The organism is Brevundimonas abyssalis TAR-001 (assembly GCF_000466985.1).
Lineage (GTDB): Bacteria > Pseudomonadota > Alphaproteobacteria > Caulobacterales > Caulobacteraceae > Brevundimonas > Brevundimonas abyssalis.
The window spans coordinates 1-20640 of the sequence record NZ_BATC01000019.1 but is presented as its reverse complement, the minus strand read 5'-3'; the positions used below and the strand labels follow the sequence as shown (position 1 = coordinate 20640).

Here is a 20640-nt window from a genome sequence, read left to right as displayed (position 1 = left end):
GAGCGGCAGCCCGGAGGAGTTGTCGCCCAGCGACAGAAATGACCAGGCGCGGACCCTAGCAGGCTAAGCTCAGCGAAGGTCGCGGGTTCGGCGCGTAGCAAAATGACCACCAAATGCCGAGATAAACCCCTAACAGGCTTCCCACAGGAACTGATAGGCTGCGCCGGCGCGCATAAAATCTACTCCCTTGCTCAGATAAAGCGGAGTTCCGTCGTAGCACAGATGGACAGTCGCACCCTGCAACGAGCGTAATTCGATGCGATGCAGCGTGTCGAATTCCGCTATTGGAATAGACGCCAAATCATCTTGCCTCTTAAGTGCTGCATAAGTCCATGAAGAACCCGCCGCACCACCTTGAAGACTCCGTGTTATAGACAGTTCCGTGCTTTCATCGATGGCTATATAATCGACCTGATTTTGATCATTTTGCTTCTGAGAGCAACCTGCTGTGAGCAGTACTATTGTCATCGTCGCTGCTAGGGATCTAAGTTGGACATGGGTTTGCTTGTGCATATTCGATTCCCCGTTGTATGCTCGTTTGATCCGCCGGATCATCTCCGTAAGGAGCGGAACCCCGCCAGTTTCCCCACTGCGGATCATAACCGCGGCCAGGAGCGTTGTAGTGTGTCTGTCCCCAACCTGCTCCACGCAGCAGCACCGACTCAGGGAGCCCCAACGCTGTGCCGGTCGCGCCATATGCGAAATTGCCATAGCCCTCGTATACTGAACTCCTTGTCTTGAAGTCCCAATCACCTCCTGGCTTAACTAAATTAAACCAGCGGGAACCACCTTCAAATAGCATCTGCTCGGGTGTTAGTCCGATAGACCCATGAGGCAATCTTGGAGTGTACAATTGCCCGGCCCGGCAGATCAGGTCATCAATGCTTACCCCATCGGGTTGCACGATGGGCTGTTCAGCTGTGCCGCCCGGGGGGCTTGGCCTCCCGGGGAAGTTAACCCACTGATCTTCGCATATTAGGACGAATTGAACCTCACGGGGACCCTCACTGGTAGGTGGTCCCCACCGCGACTCCGACCGGCAAACTCTTATAAGTATGCTGTCCAATCCCCACGGATCAATACGGTTCAACGGATCATTTGCGACGTATCCATACAGGTTCAGCCCGTCACCATACCCGATTGGATCGGTTTGCATGAACCGCCCGATCGCGGCGCTGTAGAAGCGGTTGCGGTGGTTGTAGAGGCCCCAGGCCGCAGACGCGGTGAGCTGCCCGGTGTACTGAACGAACTCAACGTTCCCGGCACCAGGGCGGCCGTACTCGTCGTAGGTGTTGATGCCGGTGCCCACACCCGAAGCGTTGCTGAGCCCTACCACGGAGTTCTGGTGATCGGTCAACAGCCAACTGCGCGCGCCGGTGCCCGGTCCGTTGTTGTAACTGGCCAGCTCGTCCATTGCTGCGCCCGGGACGAACCGGCGATAGAGCGCGCCTGTGGAGGTAGTGACCATCCCCAAGCGCTCTCCCCCTACGGTCTGCAAGGACATCGCCCCGTAGCCATAGGGCTGGCCGAGCGGATCGTAGGTGAAGTTTACACCTCCGGCCGACGTCATCCGATTTGCCGCGTCATAGGCATAGGTCCGCACGCCGTCGTAGGTCAGGTTGCGGTTGGCGTCATAGGTGAAGGTCGTGCCGCCCGCCGCAGTGATCTCATTGCGGCCGTTGACTGTGTAGGTGGTGCTCTCGTTCGCCGGCACATGGGCGTAGAGATTGTTGTTGATGGTTCGGCTGGTGACCTGACTCGCCGGGTTGTAGCCCATGGTGAAGGTCACATCCTGGGCCGTTCCGGCCAGGTTGTGCACGATGGAGGTCAGACGGCCGATGTCGTCATAGCCATAGCTGGTGGGCACCCCGTTGCCGCGGGTGATGCCGGTGCGGCGGCCGAGGTTGTCATAGGCGTATTGCGCCAGCACCCCGGCGCCGGAAGAGGCGCCGTTTTCCCTGACCGCCGTAACCTGGCCGTACAGGTTCCAGTCATACTGAGCGTAGAAGGCATCCGGCCAGGTGATGCGTGTCCGACGGCCGGCCGCGTCGTACTGGAACGCGAAGGTTCCCAGCGGATCGGTCTGGCTGGTCAGCCGGTTCAGGACGTCCCAGGCGTAGGTGACGGCGTGGCCCGGTTGGCTGACCGAGGTCGGGCGGCTCAGATTGTCGTAGGCATAGGTGACGTTGGCCATAGTCCCCGGCGTGGTGAGGAGGGTCCGGCGGTTCAGATTGTCGTAGGTCGAGGTGAAGGTCTGGTTCCCGCGTGAGCGGTAGGTGGTGACGTTGGAGTTGGCATCGTAGGTGTACTGCCCATAGTCCGAGGTCGAACTGCCGCTGGACGACGGATTGGGGAACCGCAGCCGATAGACCCGGTCGAAGCCGTCATAAATCCAGGTCGAGAGATTGCCGTCGCCATCCTGGGCGGTGGCCAGCTGGCCGTTGTGGGTCCAGGTGAGGTTCTGGGTGATGGGCGCGCTGGAGTTGTGACCGCTGGTCAGGCTGGTGACCCGGCTGGCCACGTTATAACCGTAGCGGACAATCCGGTCCTGTCCGAACGAGCCGGTCGTCCCCAGACTGCAGGCGGCCGGGGGGCTGGCGAAGGTGGCCGGATTCATGCGCGTGACCACGCAGTCCACCCGGCCACGCGCGTCATAGCTGACCTGGCTGAGCGCGCGGGTCGTTCCGTTTGAGCTCTGGACACGGGTATGGGTCGGACGGCCATACGTATCGTACTGGTTGGCCTGGCGCTGAAGCGTGACGAAGGCCGCCCAGTTGGGATCGGTCAGGCCGGTCACCGTGCCCTGCTCGGTCAGGGTCACCTGGCCGCGCGGATTGTAGGTGTAACGCTGGGCTCGGCGCAGCAGTGGTCCGGTCCCATCCGGGTCCGGCCCGATCAGGCCGATCAACTGGCGCGCCACGTCGTAGCGGTAATAGGCGGTGTCCGTGGTTCCCGATAGCGGACCGTTGACCGAGGCCAGGTCGCCGTTCGGGGTATAGGTGAAGGCCGTGGTGGCCGTGACGCTGCTGGTTCCCGAGCGCTGGTTGACGCTGGTGGGCAGCCGGTTCGTGGGCGAAGTGGTCCCTCCCGAGCCATAGAAGAGGGTGGTCACCACCTCGTTGGCTGCGTTGGTGCAGGAGGCGCCGGTGACGCAGGCGCGGGTTTCGCGGGGCAGGGTCACCTGGGTCGGGGCGGACGAGATCGTTCCCGGCGCGGTGTAGTACCAGGCGCGTGTCGTCCAGTACTCGAACCGGGTCTGCGGCCGGGCTGCCCCGGTCGTGGGGGCGGGAGCAGTGATGGTCAGCACCCCGCCGTGGCTGGCGTCGTAAGTAAAGTTGGTGGTGTTTCCCCGGGCGTCCGTGACGCTGGTGGGTCGGTTGCAAATGACCGGGTTCGAGCAGGTGGCCGGATAGGCCGCCGTGGTCACAATGTTGGCGAGACTTGAACCCGATTTGGCGACCTGGGTCACCGAGGTGACGTTGCCCCGGTTGTCGTAACCGTACTGGGCGTAGTTGCCTTCAGGCAGGGTGGTTCGCTCCAGCCGTCCCTGCGTGTCGTATTGGAAGGTCGTGGTCTGGTTCAGTTCGTTACGGAAAGACGTCAACTGGCGCAGGCTGGCGTCCGCTATGGCCACGGTCGTACTGGCGTCCGGATTGGTGGTGGTCGTAGTTTGCGTTCCCCCACTGGTGGTCCTTGCATAAGCCCAGGTGGAGCCGGCGACGGTTATGGTCGCCAGCCCCAGTCCCGATCCGGTGTAGGTCATGGTGACGTCGTCCGCAGTCGAGCCGGGCAGGCGCAGCCCGGTCATGCGGAAGGCGTTGATCGAACTGAAGCGGTAGGTCGTCGTGCGGCCGGACTGGTCGGTGACCAGCTCCTCGAACGGCGCAGTCCCCGCTGCGTAGGTCACACTGGGCCAGGTGTGGGTCACGCCGGAACAGATCGGCCCGTTTGGATTGCAATACTCGACCGCCAGGTTGATCCCGCCCGCCCCGATCCGCTGGAAGTAGACATCAGCCGGATCGTTCAGACCCGGGGTCTGATACGAGAAGTTGACCTGATACCCGCGATTGTTGGTCACGGACTGAAGCCGAAGCGCCTCACGCCAGTCCTGACAGTCCGGACCGGGCGGATTGTCAGCGCAGTAGGGCATGGTGGCGTAGTTGAAATTCACCCTCTCGCCTGCAGGCTGGGTGATGGACTCGATTAGCGCGTGGCTGTCAGGCCAAGGGTTGGTCGTATTGGCCAGCAGCGTATTGTAAACTGCCACCATGCCGTCCGAGGTGGTGAAGATGTACTGGTTACCGGACTGGACTAGCGTCGCGCCCCGATTGGACTGCGGCGTGAAGGTCGACCCCGAGCGGAAGAATATCTCCGAGATTCCACCCAGGCTGACGGTGTAGCGGGAGCCGGCCGTGATGATCGTGCCAGACAGAAGATCGCGCCAGCCATCTCCGGTGTAGACGCGGCCATGGACGATGCCGCCGTTCCCCGGCTGACCGATCACCACCTCTTCAGCCACATGAATGAACTGGCCACGAACCAGATCCACACCGCGTCCATCCAGGGAATAGTGCTCCGGCGGCACCACCTGCTGCTGGGCCAGCGCCGGATTGGCGCAGATCAGCCCAATGGCCGCCGCGCCCGTCATCAACAGCGTGCGCGAAGTGTTGGTCCAGCCCATGAGCCCCTCCCGGCCGTGAATTTCTTCAGTCGTCGTGTTCGGCTTCGTCCTGCGTAGGCGTAACGAGTGCATCAGCGCCGTCCGCGGCATCCGGCTCGTTCGGGTCAGCGTTCGCCGTTTCCGGGTTCGGCTCCGCCATGAGCGATGACGCACCCGTGGTCACCCTGGAGGTGCGGCTGTCGCCGCCGTCGTAGGCATAGGCGGTGTTGGGACCCGTGCTCCGGCTCGCTCCAATGAGCCGGCCATGAACGTCATAGGTGTAGGTGGTCGTCTCTTGGGCTGCTGCCACCGAAGCAGACATGCCCAGAACAGCGCTGAGCGTCAGGATTCTCAGCATGCTCAATCTCCGCGCTGGGACTAACCGAACGCTGGATTGGCAACGCTCATCCGTCAAGCGAATTGTCGCGCGTTAAGCGTGTAAAATGGGCAGGTGCTACCTGCCGGAGTCTCTTTCCTGGTGCCGCTCAACAGCTTGGCCGCTCTTCGCCGGACTGCGCCCCAACCCCAGAGCGAGAACTATGGTTTCCGCAAACTCCTCGCGCCCAAACCGCAAACTCACCGCATCCCTGTGACGGCTCATGGCCACATACGCCGCATGCCGGTCCATGTGCGAACTGGCCAGCACATAGGCCTCGTCGAAGGTTGCGCCTTGGACCTTGTGGATGGTGGCGGCGTAGCCGTGCGCTAGGTCCGCATAGTCCTTGCGGTCGAACCGCAAGGTTCTGGCGTCGTCGAGCCTCACCTCTAGCTCTGATCCGCTGATGCGGACCAGTGTCCCCAGCGTCCCGTTCTTCACCCCCAGCGACCGCTCGTTCCTGATGAACATCACCCGGTCCCCGGCGGCGAACGCGACCGGCCCTCGCGGGGTCTCCATCACCTGATCGTCGCCCAAGGCGCCGTCGGCCCTCAGCGCCGCCCGCGCCAGCCGGTTGAGCTCGGCCACGTCCGCGCGGGTATAGGCCATCATCATGCGTGAGGCGGCTGGATTGCGCCGCCGGTCATCCGCCCACTCCGCCACCAGCGCCGCGCGCGCATCGGTGCGGGTGTCATGGCCCGTGACCGCACCGGCCTGTTCATAGCGGGCCAGCGCCTCCGCCGTGCCGCCCGTGGCCAGCTCGCGCGTCGCCTGCCGCTGCCAGTCCGTTCTCTGCCTGAGTACCTCGGTGATCTCGGCGGCGCCGTGGCGCTCCACCACCCTGCGGAACGGCGCGCCCGCCTCAATGGCCTGCAACTGTTCCGGATCCCCGGCCAGCACCACCTTGGCGCCGGAGAGCATCGCTTCGTTCAGGATGCGCGCCATCTGCCGCGTCCCCGCCATGCCCGCCTCGTCGATCACCAGCACGTCGTTGGCCGTCAGACGGTCCCGGTCCCGCGCCCATGCGTACTCCAGGCTGGCCAGCGTGCGCGAGGCGATCCCCGAGCCCTTCTCAAGGCTCTCTGCGGCGATGCCAGACAGCGCCGCGCCCCGCACCCGATACCCCTGCGCCTCCCACGCCAGACGCGCCGCCCCTAGCATGGCGCTCTTGCCGGTCCCGGCGTAGCCGACCACGGCCGACAGGCCGTCGCTTTGAAGCACGTGGCTCAAGGCCAGAACCTGATCCTTGGTGAGCGGCCGGTCGCCGTGTTGGACAACGCGCGCCGCTGCGCTGACGGCCCTTTCGCTCACGGGGTGATGGTTGCCGCCCGCCAATCCATCGGCGGCGCGGATCAGCGTCTGCTCCGCCCGCACAATGTCGGCGCTGGTGAAGCGCTCGCGGCCGCGCTCGTCCTCACCCAGACGCACCAGAGCGCGTGACGACAGGATGGCTCCCATGGCTTGGTCAAACTGGTCCTTGCCATCCGTGCGCGCGAACACGAACCGGGCCAGGTCATGGCGGCTGAAGCTCGCCTGATTGTAGGTCAGCGCCTCCAGGGCGTGAGCCGGATCGCGGATGATAAGGTCGCCGTTCCTGCGGGCGACGGCCCGGTGATCTTCAATCCGTTCCGAGGCCCGGCCGCGCGCCTCCAACCGCGTGGCGGCCGGGCCGATCTTCGGCTGGGGCTCAAGGTCAATGCCCTGGTCATGCAGGCTGCGGTGATCGATGCGGATGTCCAGGTCCAGCTGGGCCAATCGCTCGTTCACATGCTCGGCCCAGGCCTCGCGCCAGTGCTCCAGGAGGGCGGTGCTGTTCCAGTCCCGCACCTTGGCGCCGAAGCCGTCCCTGGTGACCCCGCGCATGGCCAGCATCACGTGGGCATGGGGTCTGGGCAGGCCGTCCTCGCCGATGTCGCAGTGGACGTTCAGGTCAGCGACCATCCCCCGGTCCACGAACTCGCGCTGGACGAAGGACCGGGCCAGTTCGATGGCGTCGTCCGGCTGCATCTCTCGCGGCAGGGCGAACTCGATCTCGCGGGCCAGTTGGGCGTCCTTGCGCTTCTCGCCCCACTCCACCTCGTTCCAAAGCGCCTGCCGGTCCTGCCAGCGCTCGGGCGCGTGCGCCGGCGCCATGATCTCGGAATGCAGCACGCCCGACTTGCGTGTGTAGTCGCAAGGCCGCTCGGTGCGCTCGTCGTAGAGACGGGACGCCGAGCGATAGGCCGCCGCCGCCACGGCGCTGCGGCCCGCCGAGCGGGCGATGACCTTGGCGGAGAAGTGGTAGATCGCCACCGGGGCTCTGCTCCGAAGCAAAGCGCACGTCGGAACGACGTATAAGCGCGCACTCCGGACATCCTGTCCGTCGTGAGGGGCGCTTCGCGACCCGTAGGGCTACGGAAGAGCCTCCACCCTCTTAATGAAGCTGACCGGTTTGCAAGCACACGGCGTCCGTGCAACTTGCGACGCTCAGCTTACCTGCGCTCTGGAGACCGCATTCCATGGATGAGACCCGCCCTGAGGCCGATCTGGTCGGCATGACCACCGACATCGTCTCTGCCTATGTGTCGAACAATGCCGTGGCGCCGGACGCCCTGGCGAACCTGATCACCAGCGTGCACGCGGTGCTGGCGGGAATGCCGTCGGGATTAGAGCCGGAAGTGGAGCCGCAGGCCCCGGCGGTGCCGATACGCAGGAGCGTCACGCCGGACTACATCATCAGCCTTGAGGACGGGTCCAAGTACAAGTCGCTCAAGCGCCACCTGTCCACCAAGTACGACATGACGCCGGAGGAATACCGGGCGAAGTGGGGCCTCCCGTCGGATTATCCGATGGTGGCGCCCAACTACGCCAAGGCCCGCTCCGAACTGGCCAAGTCCATGGGCCTCGGCCAAGGCGGGCGAAAGCCCGCCAGGAAACCGCGAAAGCCCAAGGCGTGAGCGTACGCGCGGGCGCATCTGCGCCCGCGCGCGGCCACCGTAGGCTTACGGATGCGCACACGGAGTCCGCACCCGCTATTCTCCGCCAGTCCATCGCACCGGAGGGAGCAGGATGCGCAAGCCAAGGGACATTGATGCAGAGCTGGCCGCGCTGGCCGAACGCGCCTCGGCGCTGAAAGCCAGGCGCGTCACTCAGCTTGGCGAGCTGGTCGGCGCCGCCGGCGCCGACGCCCTCGACATGGACACCTTGGCTGGCGCTCTGTTGGCCATGGCCGCTGAACGGGACGGCGCGGTCCGCGCCGTCTGGAAGCGAGACGGCGAGCGGTTCTTTCGCGGCGAACGCAAGGCTCCGGGCAAACCTGACCGCGCTCGCCAGACAGCTGGCCAGACTCCCGGCGCTCAGGCGGCGGGCTGAGATGGTTCTGGCGCGCGCACATCGGCACGAGCGAAAGGCCGACCGCCGCGCCCGCACGCGCAGGCTGATTGAACTGGGCGGGCTCGTTCAGAAGGCCAAGCTGGTCGAACTGACTGGCGATGACCGCACCGTCCTGTTCGGCGGCCTCCTGCTCGTCTCCGAACTGCTGCAATCCGACCGGCGAGACACAGCTCTGGGGGTCCTGAAACGAAAAGGCCGACGCGGCTTTGGGGGTGACAAGGAGTCCGCCAACGACGAAGCTCTGGCCCCATGGTGATCCGCCGCGAATACCACCGGGCCGGCCGCGAGGAGCTTCGCCTTGCGAAGCGCGGCGGTAAGGGGAAGACTCGTGAGATGAAAACGAGTCTCGAACATCTGCCGCTCGGAAAGCGCCGCGAGTTGAACCACGTGCTCGGCGTGATCAAGGACGAGTTTCGCAAAGCCATCGCCAATCGCCGCGCAAAAGGCGTGAAAGACGGCCAGATTCTCAAGGTCATCCTATACGGATCATACGCGCGTGGTGATTGGGTCGAGGACCCGGTCGGTCGCTACTTCTCCGACTTCGATCTGCTGATCGTGGTCAGCGACGAGAACCTTACGGATGGGCTGGAGTTCTGGGAAGGCGCCGAGAAGCGACTGCGCGCAGACCTCGCTTCTGGAGCCAATCTTCGCACTCCGGCTGACCTGATCATCCATTCGCTGGATGACGTGAACAATGCACTGGCTCAGGGGCGGTATTTCTTCGCCGACATCGTGCGCGAGGGCGTGGTGCTGTTTGAAGAGCCGAATAATCCGTTCGTTGACCCTCAGCCGTTGCCGAGCGAAACAGCAGTCAAGGAGGCGGAGAAGTATTACGGCGAGCATATGATGGCAGCGAGCCGCTTTATCACGCACGCGCGACTGGACATCGAAAATCAATGGAACAGCCTAGCTGCGTTTCATCTCCACCAAGCCGCCGAGAATTTTTACAACGCCGTTTTGTTGGCCGCGACGCTCTATACGCCGAAGTCCCACAATCTTGTTCGCCTGCGAAACGCGGCCGAACCGATTGATGCGCGGTTAGCAGATGCCTGGCCGACTGAGACAAAGTTTCAGAAGCGATGCTTCGAACTGCTCCGTGCGGCATACGTAAAGGCGCGGTACTCAGAGCATTATCGAGTGACTCCCGAGGAACTCGCTTGGATGCTAGAGCGACTTCGGGTGCTCGAGGATACGGTCGAAACGATCTGCCGGAACCGCCTAGATCATTTGGGTGCCGACGAAGGCTGAAAAGCGCCATAAACGGACATTGGCACAATGAGCAGATCCAGTCGGTCCGAGTGATTGCCAGTCAGGGATGGTCATTGCCTCTTTCGTCATCGGCGATGGTGCTGCGGCCTTAGGAACACCTCGGACGGAACGTTATCCCCGCAGAGCGTCTTCTCGCGGTGGGTTTTCCAAGCGCCTGAACGACGCTTGATCTCATCCATGACCCCGGGTTCGAAGGCTTTCATGATGCTGTCGGCGGGCAGCTCGGAACGGTCCCACATGTCGCATCGGCTATCGACGATCTTGAGAAACAAGACGCTGGCCCGCCAGAACTCTTCCGGAGAGGTTGCCTCGGTCATTTCGTCATACCAATCCTTGGCCCAGACATTCCGTTCGTAGGCGTACTTGGCGGCCTTCAGAGCCTTGCCTAACAGGCCTTCCTCCGAAGCAGTGCGGGACAATATCTCGTCCGCGAAGGGTGTCTGGAGACCGAAGCCCAACACCATCATCCCTCGCGCATTGTCCGCCGGCACCGGGCTCTGAAGCTTGCTGCGCGCATACGCCTCAAGAAACGCTGACTTGCCCGATTGCAACGCGGCGATGACTTCCTGTGCGATCTGGTGGTCTGTCTTAGCAGCATCCAGGCGCTGCGTTCGGATCGCGTCCATCTCAAAATTGTCTGCCGCCTGCCAGATGGTGAGCGCTGTGAGCGAAACGGACGAAGCCCCCATGATGTAGGTCACGACGCCTTGCTCTTTCGCGAACCGATCAAAGATCTTTTTCGCCAGCGTCGGTTCGGTTCCCGACAGACCCTGAGCGACTCGCAGCGCGAAGTGGGTCAGTCGGTATGCCTTCTTGCGGTCGAGCCCGAGCAACTCCTTACCTACGCTTAGGGCGATGTCCGGTGCCGTGTCGATCAGTGCCGAGATGGCGGCGCTGCCCACATCTTCAACGATGATGCGAGCGTTCTCTCTCGTCAGGGATTGATCGAAGCTACGGAAGACTCCCAATAGGATCGATGACGAGCGTCGAACTCCTCGTCCGTTTCGTTCATCCGTTTTACGAACGCTTCCATGCCACCTTTGTCTTCTTCCGGTTCGATGACGTCGAAGAAGCCAAAAGCGGGCGGTGATGAGTTTGAGATTCTTTGGGTGACGAGCGGCGGAGTGAGAGGAATGTCGATCGCCAGCGCTCGGGCAACGGCGGCGTGGACCCGGGCCGCCACGTCGCGTTGGGTATCCTCACCCAGTCTCACCCCCGCATAGCCAAAGAGTTCGGGAACTACATTGTCCAGGATGTTCGTCGTGGACGTCAGCCCATGATGGGCCGCCTCAATGAACGCTAGCGATCCGTACCAACGTTCGAAGCTTTCGTTTCGCGGGTCGAGCCGCGACATCCGCCAGTCGCTAGCGATAAAGGTGCGCAAAAGCTCTTGGTCTTCAGTATGCGCGACGATGTCGAAGGCGATCGCCCTCACTGCCGAGCGCGGGTGTTCGATGAACGCTTCGATCGAAGCACGAGCCTCATCGTTTAGAGGCGTGCCGGAGTGCCTGGCGAAAGACAGAGCGGCCAAGGCGCGGTTTTCATCCTGACTTTCCAGGGCCTGTTGCAACGCAGCAGCGAGCTTGTCGGGATTGGCGGGTTTGACCACCTCTCCGAACTTGATCAACGGCGACCCGGGGGACGCCAGTCCCATCAGGTAATCGAGCTGCGCGTTCCCCCCAAGATGGGGAAATCCAATCAGGATCGCGTATTGGGTGGTGATCCACGATACATTGGATTCCGGGGTGTCTTTTTGGCGCGGCCTGCTGATGTCCGCAGCGGTTCTGAGAAGGTCCGCCACCACCTCTCGGTCCATGGCGGCGCTGTGCTGCTCCATCGAGCAAACCCCCAACCGACGCACCTCGGGCTCACGGCTGAGCAATGACCGCGTATAGTCGCGGACCACCTGCATGGCGGTCTGAGGCCGGAAACGCGCTACGGCGGGGCGCGCATCTTTAAAATGATGATCCTCGATGCCCATCGAGCGTGACTTGGTGAGGGAGGTGATATCGATCTGTGCGTAGTCCTGCGCCGCTTGCCCCACATTCGGCGGCTCGACCGATGCGGGGTCGCATGGGTCGGTGGCGCTGTAGTTTTCAACCTGCCGCCAAGATGGGTATCGTTCTCGATCAGCGGTCAGTTCGTCGACGAGCTCGTTTGCCCGCAAACCATCCTCCTCGCGGCTCAATCCGCGCAGGAGCTGAACCAGCGCCCATTTCGCCGTCGCAGATGCATCGAGGGCACTCAGAAACTCCGCTTCATGGAGGAGGGCGTCGCGGGTCTCCACCCAATCGACGCGATTGAACCGAATGAGGCCGATCAGCTCTTTGTAGGCGTCGCGGATACTGGAGTGCAGAGCCGTCGCAAATGCGCAGGCGACGATCTCGGCGGCGAAGCCCGCTAGCGCTCCACCCGCCAACAGTTCGCAGGCCTCCTGGTGGAAGCGTGCGGGGTCTGATTCATCGTTTCGGTCCAGTTTGTCGGAGAGGTATGCACGCTCGGCCTCGCTCAGGCGGTCCAGCCGACCGGCAAGTTTCTCTGCCTGTTCTTGGACCTTCCTATCGTAAGTGTCCTTACCCTGGTGTCGTATGCTGATGAACACCGACAAGCTTGGTTCCAGACTGTAGGTGCGGAGCCATCGCCGAACATACGAGCCGATCGCGTCCGCGCACTCCGCATCGGACCGGACAGCACGCAGGGCCTCGGTGAGCCAATGCTCGTTGGGACGACGGAGGTCGCTGGAGAACAGCTGTTCCGTCGCGCTTAGCGCGGCATCCGGTGACAAGCGAACAGTCCCGACAAACGGTTCGTAGTCTTCATCATCAGTGTTTTGGAGACCGACGAAACCGACATACAGGGCTACCTTCAGCGTCTTGGACATCTGGTCGTCGACGCTGGCGACAAGCAAGGCAGAGAGCATCGCGTCGGCCGTCATATCCAGCGCGGCAATCGGCTCCAGCATCTCGTTGAGCGCCTCTTCGACCGGGCGCCCGTTGCGCTCGGCGCCGCGCAACGCCTGGAGAATGGCGAAGCCCAGCGCTAGACTGAGGGCATCCTCCGGCAATGTGTAGAGAGTCGGCTCTCCCGGTATGGCTTGGAAAAAATGCTCGGCGGCGGTGGCCAAGCGCTCAGCGGTAAGGACGTACTGTCCCGAAGCCGCAAACTGATCGAAAATCAGGCGATCGTCGCGCTGTTGGGCTTTGACGCGCTCGATGATTTCGCGGGCATGATCCGCCATCCGACGTTCAAAGAGCCTTGGGGCTTCGGCTGATACCGTATCGGTGTCGCTGGCGCGAATGTGCTCATAGAGGAGGCGCTCGACGCTGAGCTCGGTGAAGCTTTGAATTTGCGCTCCGTTCAGAAGCCGAGCGGCGATCCCCAAGATCCTAGGATTTCGAAGGCGTTCACGAACCGGCGCGGCGACTTCTTGAGGATTGATCCCTTGTTGGCGTAGCAGCTCATCAAGCTCGGCGAGCGTCCATTCGGGAACGCTTACCGGCGTAATGGGTGTGTTGAGAGAATGCCGGAGCCGTTCGTTGTAAAACCCTTGGCGGACGGTGATGATCAGAGCCCCGCCGAGACGCTCGATGTGGGCTGCGGCGTCGTCGATCCAACGGCGCCATTCAAACGTCGGCTGTTCGTTGAGCCCATCGACCCAAAGAAGGAACCGGGGCCTTTCTGGTTTAGGAGCTTCGGACCAAGCTTGGGTCCGGCGGAGCCAGCGGTTGCGACTGCGATCGTCGTCTATGTCTGAGGACTGCCGGATAACTTGGCTGATGAGAAAAGTCGGGAACTGACCGTAAGCCGCCGCTGGACTCATATCGGTGGCGGAAACCACCAACATGAGAGGGCGTGGGTCCATCTCCAGCCAAGCTTCGGCGGTGAGCCAGGATTTCCCATTTCCCTCGCCGCCGACAACCGCCACGAGTGACCGTGAGGGCGGCGCAAGCAGGTGCGTCTGAACCTGCGCTGACAGAGCTTTCCTCGGGCAAAGGGGCAAGGGCCCCGATCCTTGAGGGGCCAAGGCCTGCCCGAAAGCGGCTCGCGCCTTGGCCCGATCGGAAAACTTGTCTGAGAGCCACAGCTGGTTGGCTACAGTGGCGTTCGCCATGCCGAGAGACGAGGTGCGTACCTCTGACGCTATCGCCTGCGCGTGCCTGTCGAAGTCCGGCATAGCGCGGAGCGCGTCCAGCGCCACCTTGGCGTTAGCAATCAGGCTGGCGTTATCGACATGCGTCTCAAGGAAATCCGCTGTGGTGTCGACTGCCATGGCCAGAGCAACCGCAAGAGGCGGATAGGCCGACGTCGCGGGCCAATCGAGGATCAAGACGCCTAAGCCGAACCGAGTGGCGGCGGCCTGCAACGTTCCCACGAGCTGGCTGCCGGCCTCCACCGTCGCGGCCAACGCCCACACGTCCGGTGGGTCGGCGCTACCGGCGAGTTGCGTGATCTTCGCCTGGACGTCAGCACTGCTCAAGGCGCTCGTATACAGCTTGCATTCGTAGGAGATGTGGCTTGTCACAGCCGCCGTATCGCCATCTCTGCCTGCCTGAATTCCGGAACGAGCTAGTCGGAAAGGTTGACCGGCGACCTTTTCAAGCACAGCTCCTAGCAAGCCTTCAAAACCTAAGGGGCCTGTGGCTGTGAGCTTTAGGATTGCTTCTCTGATTTCGTTTAGTCTGGACATGTTGCTGACTTCATCACCTTAAGCGGAACGATACCAGAACAAAACGATCTTGCTTTAGCGTTGGATATCCAATCGGCGATGCTGAAAATTGACAACTTAAGTTCGCTCGGGCGGAAGATGCCAATCTCCATCCCGATTTCAGGCTACCGGGGGCGCGGCCGCCCGTGTGGCTTCGGCATGCCTCGTAGTATGCAAAGGACAGATCGACCTTGTCGCGCCCGTGCGAGCTTTGGACCGGCCGTGAAACCTGAGAGGTTCGGGCCTGAGGTATCGAACGATGCAGACTTGCCTGGTCATTCTGAGCCCCCGTCGCGCCTCAAGCCAAGGCACATTAGACAGATCAAACCGCTTGGAGTGCGAGTTGGATCGATGACATAATTCAGCTAGTGCGAGAGTCAGAGCGAAAGCTCGCTTCGGGGCCAAATTACGCATGGGGCACAACTACAAACCAACCGCGATTACGAGAGTTGGCTTCGCTTATCAGGATTTGGTCGCCGCCGAGACGCTCCTCGACTTCTATCGAGACCCTCAAAAGTATCAGTGGGTCCAGGTAGAGGCGTCGGACCCCTCTTTTCGCGCTGTGGATGATGTTGTTGCGTGCCGCGCCGACGGACGCTTTGAGCTTACCCAAGTCAAATTTGCTGTCGATCCGGACAACCCGGCAACAGCCCTCGATTGGGAATGGCTTCTCGCCAAAAAACCCAAAGGAAAGTCGCTCCTTCAACATTGGGCCGGGCCTGTCACGGCACATGTGGACGCCGGGACCCTCGCGAGCGCGTGCCTAAAAACCGACCGAAAGCCCGACGCGGATTTTGCCAAAGCGCTGAACGGTAGCCGCGTCAGCCACTCGGAGATCTCAGCGCCCATCCGCAAGCGGATCGCTACCCAGCTTGGATCGACCGCCGCCGCTCAGAAGTTCTTCGCGAACTTTGACTTTGTTCATTCCCAGCCGCTGCTGGAGCATCTCGACGCCGTCCTGTGGACGCGCATCTCATCTGACACAGACCGCGCTGGCTGGGCTCTATTTCAGAAGCAGCTCCAGTTGTGGGCCACACAGAAGAACTGGCCGCACCCCGACGGGCGTGTCCGACACGTCCATCTCCAGCAGGCCTTTTCGACTGAACGAGCCAAGCCCCTCCCGCAAGGCTTCAAGGTGCCCGCTGACTATCGAGTGCCCGACGCGGTTTTCGCCAAAAAATTCTCCACGCACGTGCAGAACGAAGACGGTGTCACGGTTCTTTGGGCACCCCCTGGACGAGGAAAAAGCACGTTTCTCAGCCACTTCACGTCCGCCTTGGATAGCAAAAAAGTGGTGTGCATCCGGCACCATTACTTCCTCAGTCTCGACGACCGATCCGAGGGCCGGTTCCATGTACAAGCTATCGCACGATCGCTTGAATCACAGCTTGAAGACGCGATCCCAGATTTTGCTGCAGGAAGGCAGAGTCTGGGCGAAACGATCGAACGCGCCGCGCAGCAGGTCGTGGCCGACGGCAAGCGCCTGATCATCATCATCGACGGACTTGATCATGTCTGGAGGGAGGGCCGTGATCGCGAGCACGCAGAAGAACTATTCAACGCGCTCGTCCCCATAGTGCCTGGCGCTCATCTGGTTGTCGGTACCCAAAAGATTGCTGAGAAGCATCTTCCCACAAGATTGCTGGCCACTTCGCCGATGAAGAGTTGGATCGAACTCCCGCTTATGAATCGCGAGGCGGTGCAGGCCTGGGTCGCATGCCAACACCGTGCAGGAAGGCTCAACCTCCTCCGCTGGCCGCATCAGTCCGAGGCGAACGCGGTGGCCGCTGTTTCAGATGCGTTCTTTGACATCTCCAAAGGCCTCCCTCTGCACTTGATCTATTCATTCGAGGCAGCCGCACGCGCGGGCAATGAAATAACGCCCGATATCGTTCGAGCGTTGGCTGCCTGCCCCACCGGCGACATTCGAGATTACTATGCCAGGTTTCTCTCGCAGCTTTCCCTACGTGGTAAAGCGATCTTGCATGTGCTCGCCGGTCTCGATTTCAGCCCACCGCCATTCGCGCTCAATAGCTGCTTCGGCGTGGACGATCAGAGCATTTTGGGACTAGCGGAGATCGGCCATCTCCTCGACTTCCGAGAGATGGAATTGCGGCCGTTCCACGGAAGCCTGTTTGCCTTCCTTCGCGATGACCCCGACCACCACTCAACATTCATGGCCAACAGCGCGCCGACGCTGACGTGGTTGGAGACGGAAGCGCCTTCCTATTGGCGAGAGGCGTGGCTTTGGATCACTGAGGCAACTCGTGGGAACACAAAGAACCTCATCGAAGGGCCGACCCGCGAGTGGGCACTGTCGTTTGTCACCGCAGGGTATCCGATTGACCGCTTGATCAATGTACTTGATCACGCCGAACGGGCGGCATTCGAAGCATTCGACCTCTCAACCGTCTCGCGTCACCGATTCCTGAAGGTACGCGCGATAAATGCCAAAGAACTACAACACGAAGAACTCGCCCAAGTCTGGTACCTCGCCGCTGCGCTGAGCGGCGACCCTTATGTTCCCGGGATCCTCCGCGCCGACCTGAACAATTTGCCACCATCGCTGATCCCGGCGCTCGTCCAGATGACTGACGAAAGTCAGCGAGCAGCGCTCGTCAAACGGGCGATTAGCGAACTCAATGGACGCATTAGTCAGAACCGCCGCGACGAGTATGTCAGCAATGATCGGTACGGCGAACTTGCCAGGGCCGTGGTTGCCGTTGTTGCAGCGAGCAAGGATAATGAGGTTAGTCGGGTGCTCCGCTTTGCGCGCAGTGCCGCCAATCCTGATCCTATCCTTGCCGCTTTTGCCCAAAGCGCTCGGCTCGTTGGGGCGACTGACTTCGTCTTCGAAACGGGCAAAAAATTCAAAGGTGTCGAGTTCGACCGCGAATTGCTCGCGTGTCTGTGTCTCGAAGGTCTACCGCCTTCCAGTCAGTCACCGTTGAAGGCTGCAAAGCATCCCGCCATCCGCTGCCTGGGGCTCGTCAAAGGAGACACTGTCAAAGGCAGCCACGCTGGCAAGGATTTCACGAAGCTTTTTGCCGGCGCTGAAGGCCCGGAGGATCGCCACCAGACTGACGTTCGAGGAATCGTGTACACGAATTTCATGTCAGCGCTGGCAGCGGCTCTGGCCGGCAAGCCAACAAGCAGCTGGGCAAAAATCCCAGATCATGCGTCCAAGAGCTGGCTTGGAAGCGCTGTGCGTGCGTTCGAAAAACTGGCGCAACGCATCGCAGCATACTGGGCCAGCACGCAGCGTTGGCCAACTCTAGGCGAAGTGTTCAGTTGGTACGAGGGACGACCTAGCTACGAGCGAGGGTATGACGCTCAAAGCCGCTTCATTGCTGTACGCCTCGCCCTGATCGACGCCGCCTTCGACCTTTGCCTTATCGGCAGAGGGCTCGATGCAGCATATCAAATCGACGACGTTGCTCTCTCTGAGGCGCGTGAGTCGGCCTTTTGGCTCGACGAACTTTGGCTAGAGAAACTGACAGCACGACGAGTCTCATTGCATGACGATGCGAGCGCCGAGACCTTCATCTCCACCTACATGCATGAGCTAGTTCGCACAGTGGCTGAGTTCAACGAGAAGGCTGCCACATTTGGCAAGCTCGCCCTTGCCGCCCTCGATCACAATAAGCCTCAACTCGGGGCGCAGGCGCTGAAGCGATCTGTCGATTGTCTGCTTGGGTATGGTTGGCGGAAGGATGTCTTCGCCGGGGACGTTCTCACTGCCTTGGAAATGATGATCGAGGCGGGCGATCAAGACGCGAAGCCAACTCTCTTGGAACTGGCCGCCGCGTTTCACAACATTACGGACTACACCGATGGCTCCGAAACCAACCACATCCGCAGCAGCTATTATGCTGCGGTCGCAAAGCATTACCCTGACCGCATCGCGCCGATGCTCGATGACCTGATCAAGGCTGAGGATTGGCGCTACGTTGAGGATCTCTACGAAGAACTTCCCTCGCTGCCTCTCGCCCAGACTGTCGAAGGAGCCGCGCTTCTCTCGACCTACATTACGCCGAGCGAAAAGCGCGCCGTTGAGAACGCCAACCTAGTTCCCGCCATCGGAGATGCTCTTCGCAGAAAAGTCGGCCCCAATATCGAGCATGCCCGCAAGGTCGACCGCTATTCATCGAGCAGCCCGAAGGACACGGAAAAGAGCGAGGTCGAGCTGCCAATGCCCGGCGACTATCCCCCGGGGAAGCTCTCAGCACTGATCGCTGAGCGTGGCCGCCTGAACATCTACGATAGTTCGAGATCGGCAGTTAGAGAATGGCTCGCCCATTGGGATGCCAATGGCCAAGGCGCGGCGGCACTGGCTGACTTGGAGGTGCGACTGTCCGAGACACGGTTGCACCTGGACATTGAAAGCGGCCTGGATACCGCAGCAGAGATGGCCACCAAGATTCACGGTCGCAGCGAAGCGTTCAAGTGGTTGGTGCGCGCCCACATCGTGCGCCACGGCTGGCAAAGATACTTCACTAGCAACGACGAGGCGGAAGCTCGCCTTCGGTTGGTTGCTCGCGACTACAAGCCGCGTTGGAAGGATTTTATCAGGGATACGAGCAAACCAGCCCTCGATCTTCGGGAAAGCAGAAACGGCTTGGTGATCGGCCTCACGCGGCTCATCTATTTTCTCATTCAGTTGGGCGAGCTTGAGCTCGCCAAAGCCCATACCGCAGCCATAGTAGACACCTTCAAAGCGGAGCTTGCCCAGCAGCCGCTGGACAAGCCGTCATGGGCTTAGCTTTGCCAACGATAGATATCTTGCTGACGCGCCTTCTGTGGCCTGTCCCTCGCGTTCGGCTGGAAGCTGCGAGGCTCTCGCCGCACTGATAAGGAGTGGTGATCGAAATGCCGCTGATCGCTTGCTGGTGTGGATCAGCCAGAGGAGGTTTGAAAGCGAGGTGATTATCGGCCTCAACATCATCGAGGCTTTCGACCTGGCCACCCATTTCACCTTTGCTGAAGTGCGGAACTCGGTGAATGCAGCCTCGCATCTGTCTGACTGGCTGATGAAAGAAAATTTCGCCCAAGCCGACGGACTCTTTCCGTTCAGATACGCTTATGCGCCTGAGACAAGAGCGGACCTGCCGGAGTCAGTGCGCCACTCCTTTTCCGCCTTTAACGGCGTGCCGCAGATGTTTCACTCCCACCTATCTCATCTGGAGAAGATTTCTGGACTTCCCTTTTTGATGCGCTGGCAACACGAGTGGGATTGGCTACAGGCGGACGAGCTACGCAGCCAAGGCGATCCCTCCTACTTCTTTCATGGCAACCGCGAGATTACCGGCCAATTCGACTTTGCTGACCGCGAAACCTACGTGTCGGCGTACCTACGGACGCTCGCTTTTGCCGCTGTGGAGTGGGGGGTTCCTCACGAGATCGCTGAGCGGCATTCGCGCGCTGCACTAACCTTGAATCGAGGTCTTGCCAGCGTTGAGCCGATCGAACGTCCCAAATGGTCAGATGGCATTTTGCCAGGCGATCGCGACATAAGGAACATTGCTTCAGCCATCTGGGCTGCCGCATCGTCAGACACGAATTCCAATCACATGGTGGCCGCACTGCGCGCCGTTGAAGTGGCCGAGACCGACTATGCTGTGTTCGAATTCGAGGTTGTAGTCGGCAGCGCTACTGCCTTCGCAAGCCATAACGAACCCGCCGATGAACAATGGTCCTATCTAGCCAATCCTGCGCGCTACGAAGGCGGATTCTATTCACTCCAGGATGTCCATGATGGCTCGATGCCAAGGCTGTTTTGCGGAACAGCGATAGCGTTCGAGGTGGGACGTGGCTTGGTCGAACTCGTCGCCCATGTGCATCTGCCTACACCCGACATCGATCATCCCAACTTGACGATCGCCTGCCGTCACAACGGCGTCGAGATGCAGGATGGCGCACTGCCGATCGCGCATTGGGAGTACTGGTACTGCGACTGGGAGCCCACATACCCTCGCAAGGTTGACGGGCTCATTGGATACAGGACCACAGTGAAGCGGGATTTCGTCGAGGGCGTGCGCGAGCGCAACTCTCTCAAAAGCGCCGTGTGGTGCAGCGTGAAATCAGGCACGCGGCAATACAGCTATTCGGATTTCCAAGAGCAGAAAGCGGGTTTCTGGATCGACACGTAGTTCGCAGTACGGAAAGATTGTTCGGCCGCGCAATAACCGCAGGCCTTGCCCACATAGATCAAATGTCTGCTTTCTGGCAGGAGGCGAATGGGCGTATATATCTTTCACA

General features: G+C 61.2%; 12 protein-coding genes. 6 read left to right on the top strand and 6 right to left on the bottom strand.

Translation table 11 applies throughout. The annotated features are described in order from the left end of the window. Positions 1–129 precede the first annotated feature (129 nt). From MBEBAB_RS16140 to traA, 4 genes are all read right to left on the bottom strand, one after another. Complete coding sequence (locus tag MBEBAB_RS16140) at positions 130–513, bottom strand: hypothetical protein (protein WP_148291461.1); 384 nt, start codon at positions 511–513, stop codon at positions 130–132. Next, positions 485–4681 (bottom strand): RHS repeat-associated core domain-containing protein, encoded by a 4197-nt coding sequence (locus MBEBAB_RS15065; RefSeq protein WP_021697224.1) that lies wholly within the window; start codon positions 4679–4681, stop codon positions 485–487. The genes MBEBAB_RS16140 and MBEBAB_RS15065 overlap by 29 nt, the downstream gene beginning before the upstream one ends. A gap of 25 nt (positions 4682–4706) precedes the next feature. Continuing rightward, positions 4707–5018 (bottom strand): hypothetical protein, encoded by a 312-nt coding sequence (locus tag MBEBAB_RS16135; RefSeq protein WP_021697223.1) that lies wholly within the window; start codon positions 5016–5018, stop codon positions 4707–4709. Positions 5019–5114: 96 nt separating this feature from the next. Continuing rightward, positions 5115–7328: a Ti-type conjugative transfer relaxase TraA gene (gene traA / locus MBEBAB_RS06870; protein ID WP_021697222.1), complete on the bottom strand. Its 2214-nt coding sequence runs from the start codon at positions 7326–7328 to the stop codon at positions 5115–5117. A gap of 206 nt (positions 7329–7534) precedes the next feature. Here traA and MBEBAB_RS06865 point away from each other — a divergent pair, with 206 nt between their 5' ends. From MBEBAB_RS06865 to MBEBAB_RS06850, 4 genes are all read left to right on the top strand, one after another. Beyond that, positions 7535–7972, top strand: coding sequence for a Ros/MucR family transcriptional regulator (locus MBEBAB_RS06865; RefSeq protein ID WP_021697221.1), 438 nt, complete (start codon positions 7535–7537; stop codon positions 7970–7972). 112 nt (positions 7973–8084) lie between these two features. Next, complete coding sequence (gene traD / locus MBEBAB_RS06860; RefSeq protein WP_021697220.1) at positions 8085–8387, top strand: conjugal transfer protein TraD; 303 nt, start codon at positions 8085–8087, stop codon at positions 8385–8387. A 1-nt stretch (position 8388) separates the two neighbouring features. Next, complete coding sequence (locus MBEBAB_RS06855) at positions 8389–8664, top strand: conjugal transfer protein TraD (protein WP_045318994.1); 276 nt, start codon at positions 8389–8391, stop codon at positions 8662–8664. Beyond that, a complete protein-coding gene (locus tag MBEBAB_RS06850) occupies positions 8658–9656 on the top strand; it encodes a HEPN domain-containing protein (RefSeq protein WP_021697219.1) in 999 nt (332 codons plus the stop codon). Before MBEBAB_RS06855 ends, MBEBAB_RS06850 begins: the two co-directional genes overlap by 7 nt. 86 nt (positions 9657–9742) lie before the next feature. Here the strand turns inward: MBEBAB_RS06850 and MBEBAB_RS06845 are convergent, their stop codons facing one another. Further along, entirely contained in the window at positions 9743–10579 is an 837-nt protein-coding gene (locus MBEBAB_RS06845) for a hypothetical protein (protein ID WP_045318993.1), read from the bottom strand. A gap of 32 nt (positions 10580–10611) precedes the next feature. Then, entirely contained in the window at positions 10612–14280 is a 3669-nt protein-coding gene (locus tag MBEBAB_RS06840; RefSeq protein ID WP_148291460.1) for a hypothetical protein, read from the bottom strand. A gap of 514 nt (positions 14281–14794) precedes the next feature. Between MBEBAB_RS06840 and MBEBAB_RS06830 the strand changes: the two genes are divergently transcribed. Both MBEBAB_RS06830 and MBEBAB_RS06825 read left to right on the top strand, forming a co-directional pair. Further along, entirely contained in the window at positions 14795–19144 is a 4350-nt protein-coding gene (locus MBEBAB_RS06830) for an NACHT domain-containing protein (RefSeq protein ID WP_021697216.1), read from the top strand. A gap of 121 nt (positions 19145–19265) precedes the next feature. Next, positions 19266–20531, top strand: a complete 1266-nt coding sequence (locus tag MBEBAB_RS06825) for a hypothetical protein (RefSeq protein WP_045318989.1) — start codon at positions 19266–19268, stop codon at positions 20529–20531. Positions 20532–20640 lie beyond the last annotated feature (109 nt).

What these genes read in the sequence shown, in the direction of transcription:
- MBEBAB_RS16140 (WP_148291461.1), bottom strand. Translation starts at nt 513, where the DNA reads ATGCACAAGCAAACCCATGTCCAACTTAGATCCCTAGCAGCGACGATG.
- MBEBAB_RS15065 (WP_021697224.1), bottom strand. Translation starts at nt 4,681, where the DNA reads ATGGGCTGGACCAACACTTCGCGCACGCTGTTGATGACGGGCGCGGCG.
- MBEBAB_RS16135 (WP_021697223.1), bottom strand. Translation starts at nt 5,018, where the DNA reads ATGCTGAGAATCCTGACGCTCAGCGCTGTTCTGGGCATGTCTGCTTCG.
- MBEBAB_RS06865 (WP_021697221.1), top strand. Translation starts at nt 7,535, where the DNA reads ATGGATGAGACCCGCCCTGAGGCCGATCTGGTCGGCATGACCACCGAC.
- traD (WP_021697220.1), top strand. Translation starts at nt 8,085, where the DNA reads ATGCGCAAGCCAAGGGACATTGATGCAGAGCTGGCCGCGCTGGCCGAA.
- MBEBAB_RS06855 (WP_045318994.1), top strand. Translation starts at nt 8,389, where the DNA reads ATGGTTCTGGCGCGCGCACATCGGCACGAGCGAAAGGCCGACCGCCGC.
- MBEBAB_RS06850 (WP_021697219.1), top strand. Translation starts at nt 8,658, where the DNA reads ATGGTGATCCGCCGCGAATACCACCGGGCCGGCCGCGAGGAGCTTCGC.
- MBEBAB_RS06830 (WP_021697216.1), top strand. Translation starts at nt 14,795, where the DNA reads ATGGGGCACAACTACAAACCAACCGCGATTACGAGAGTTGGCTTCGCT.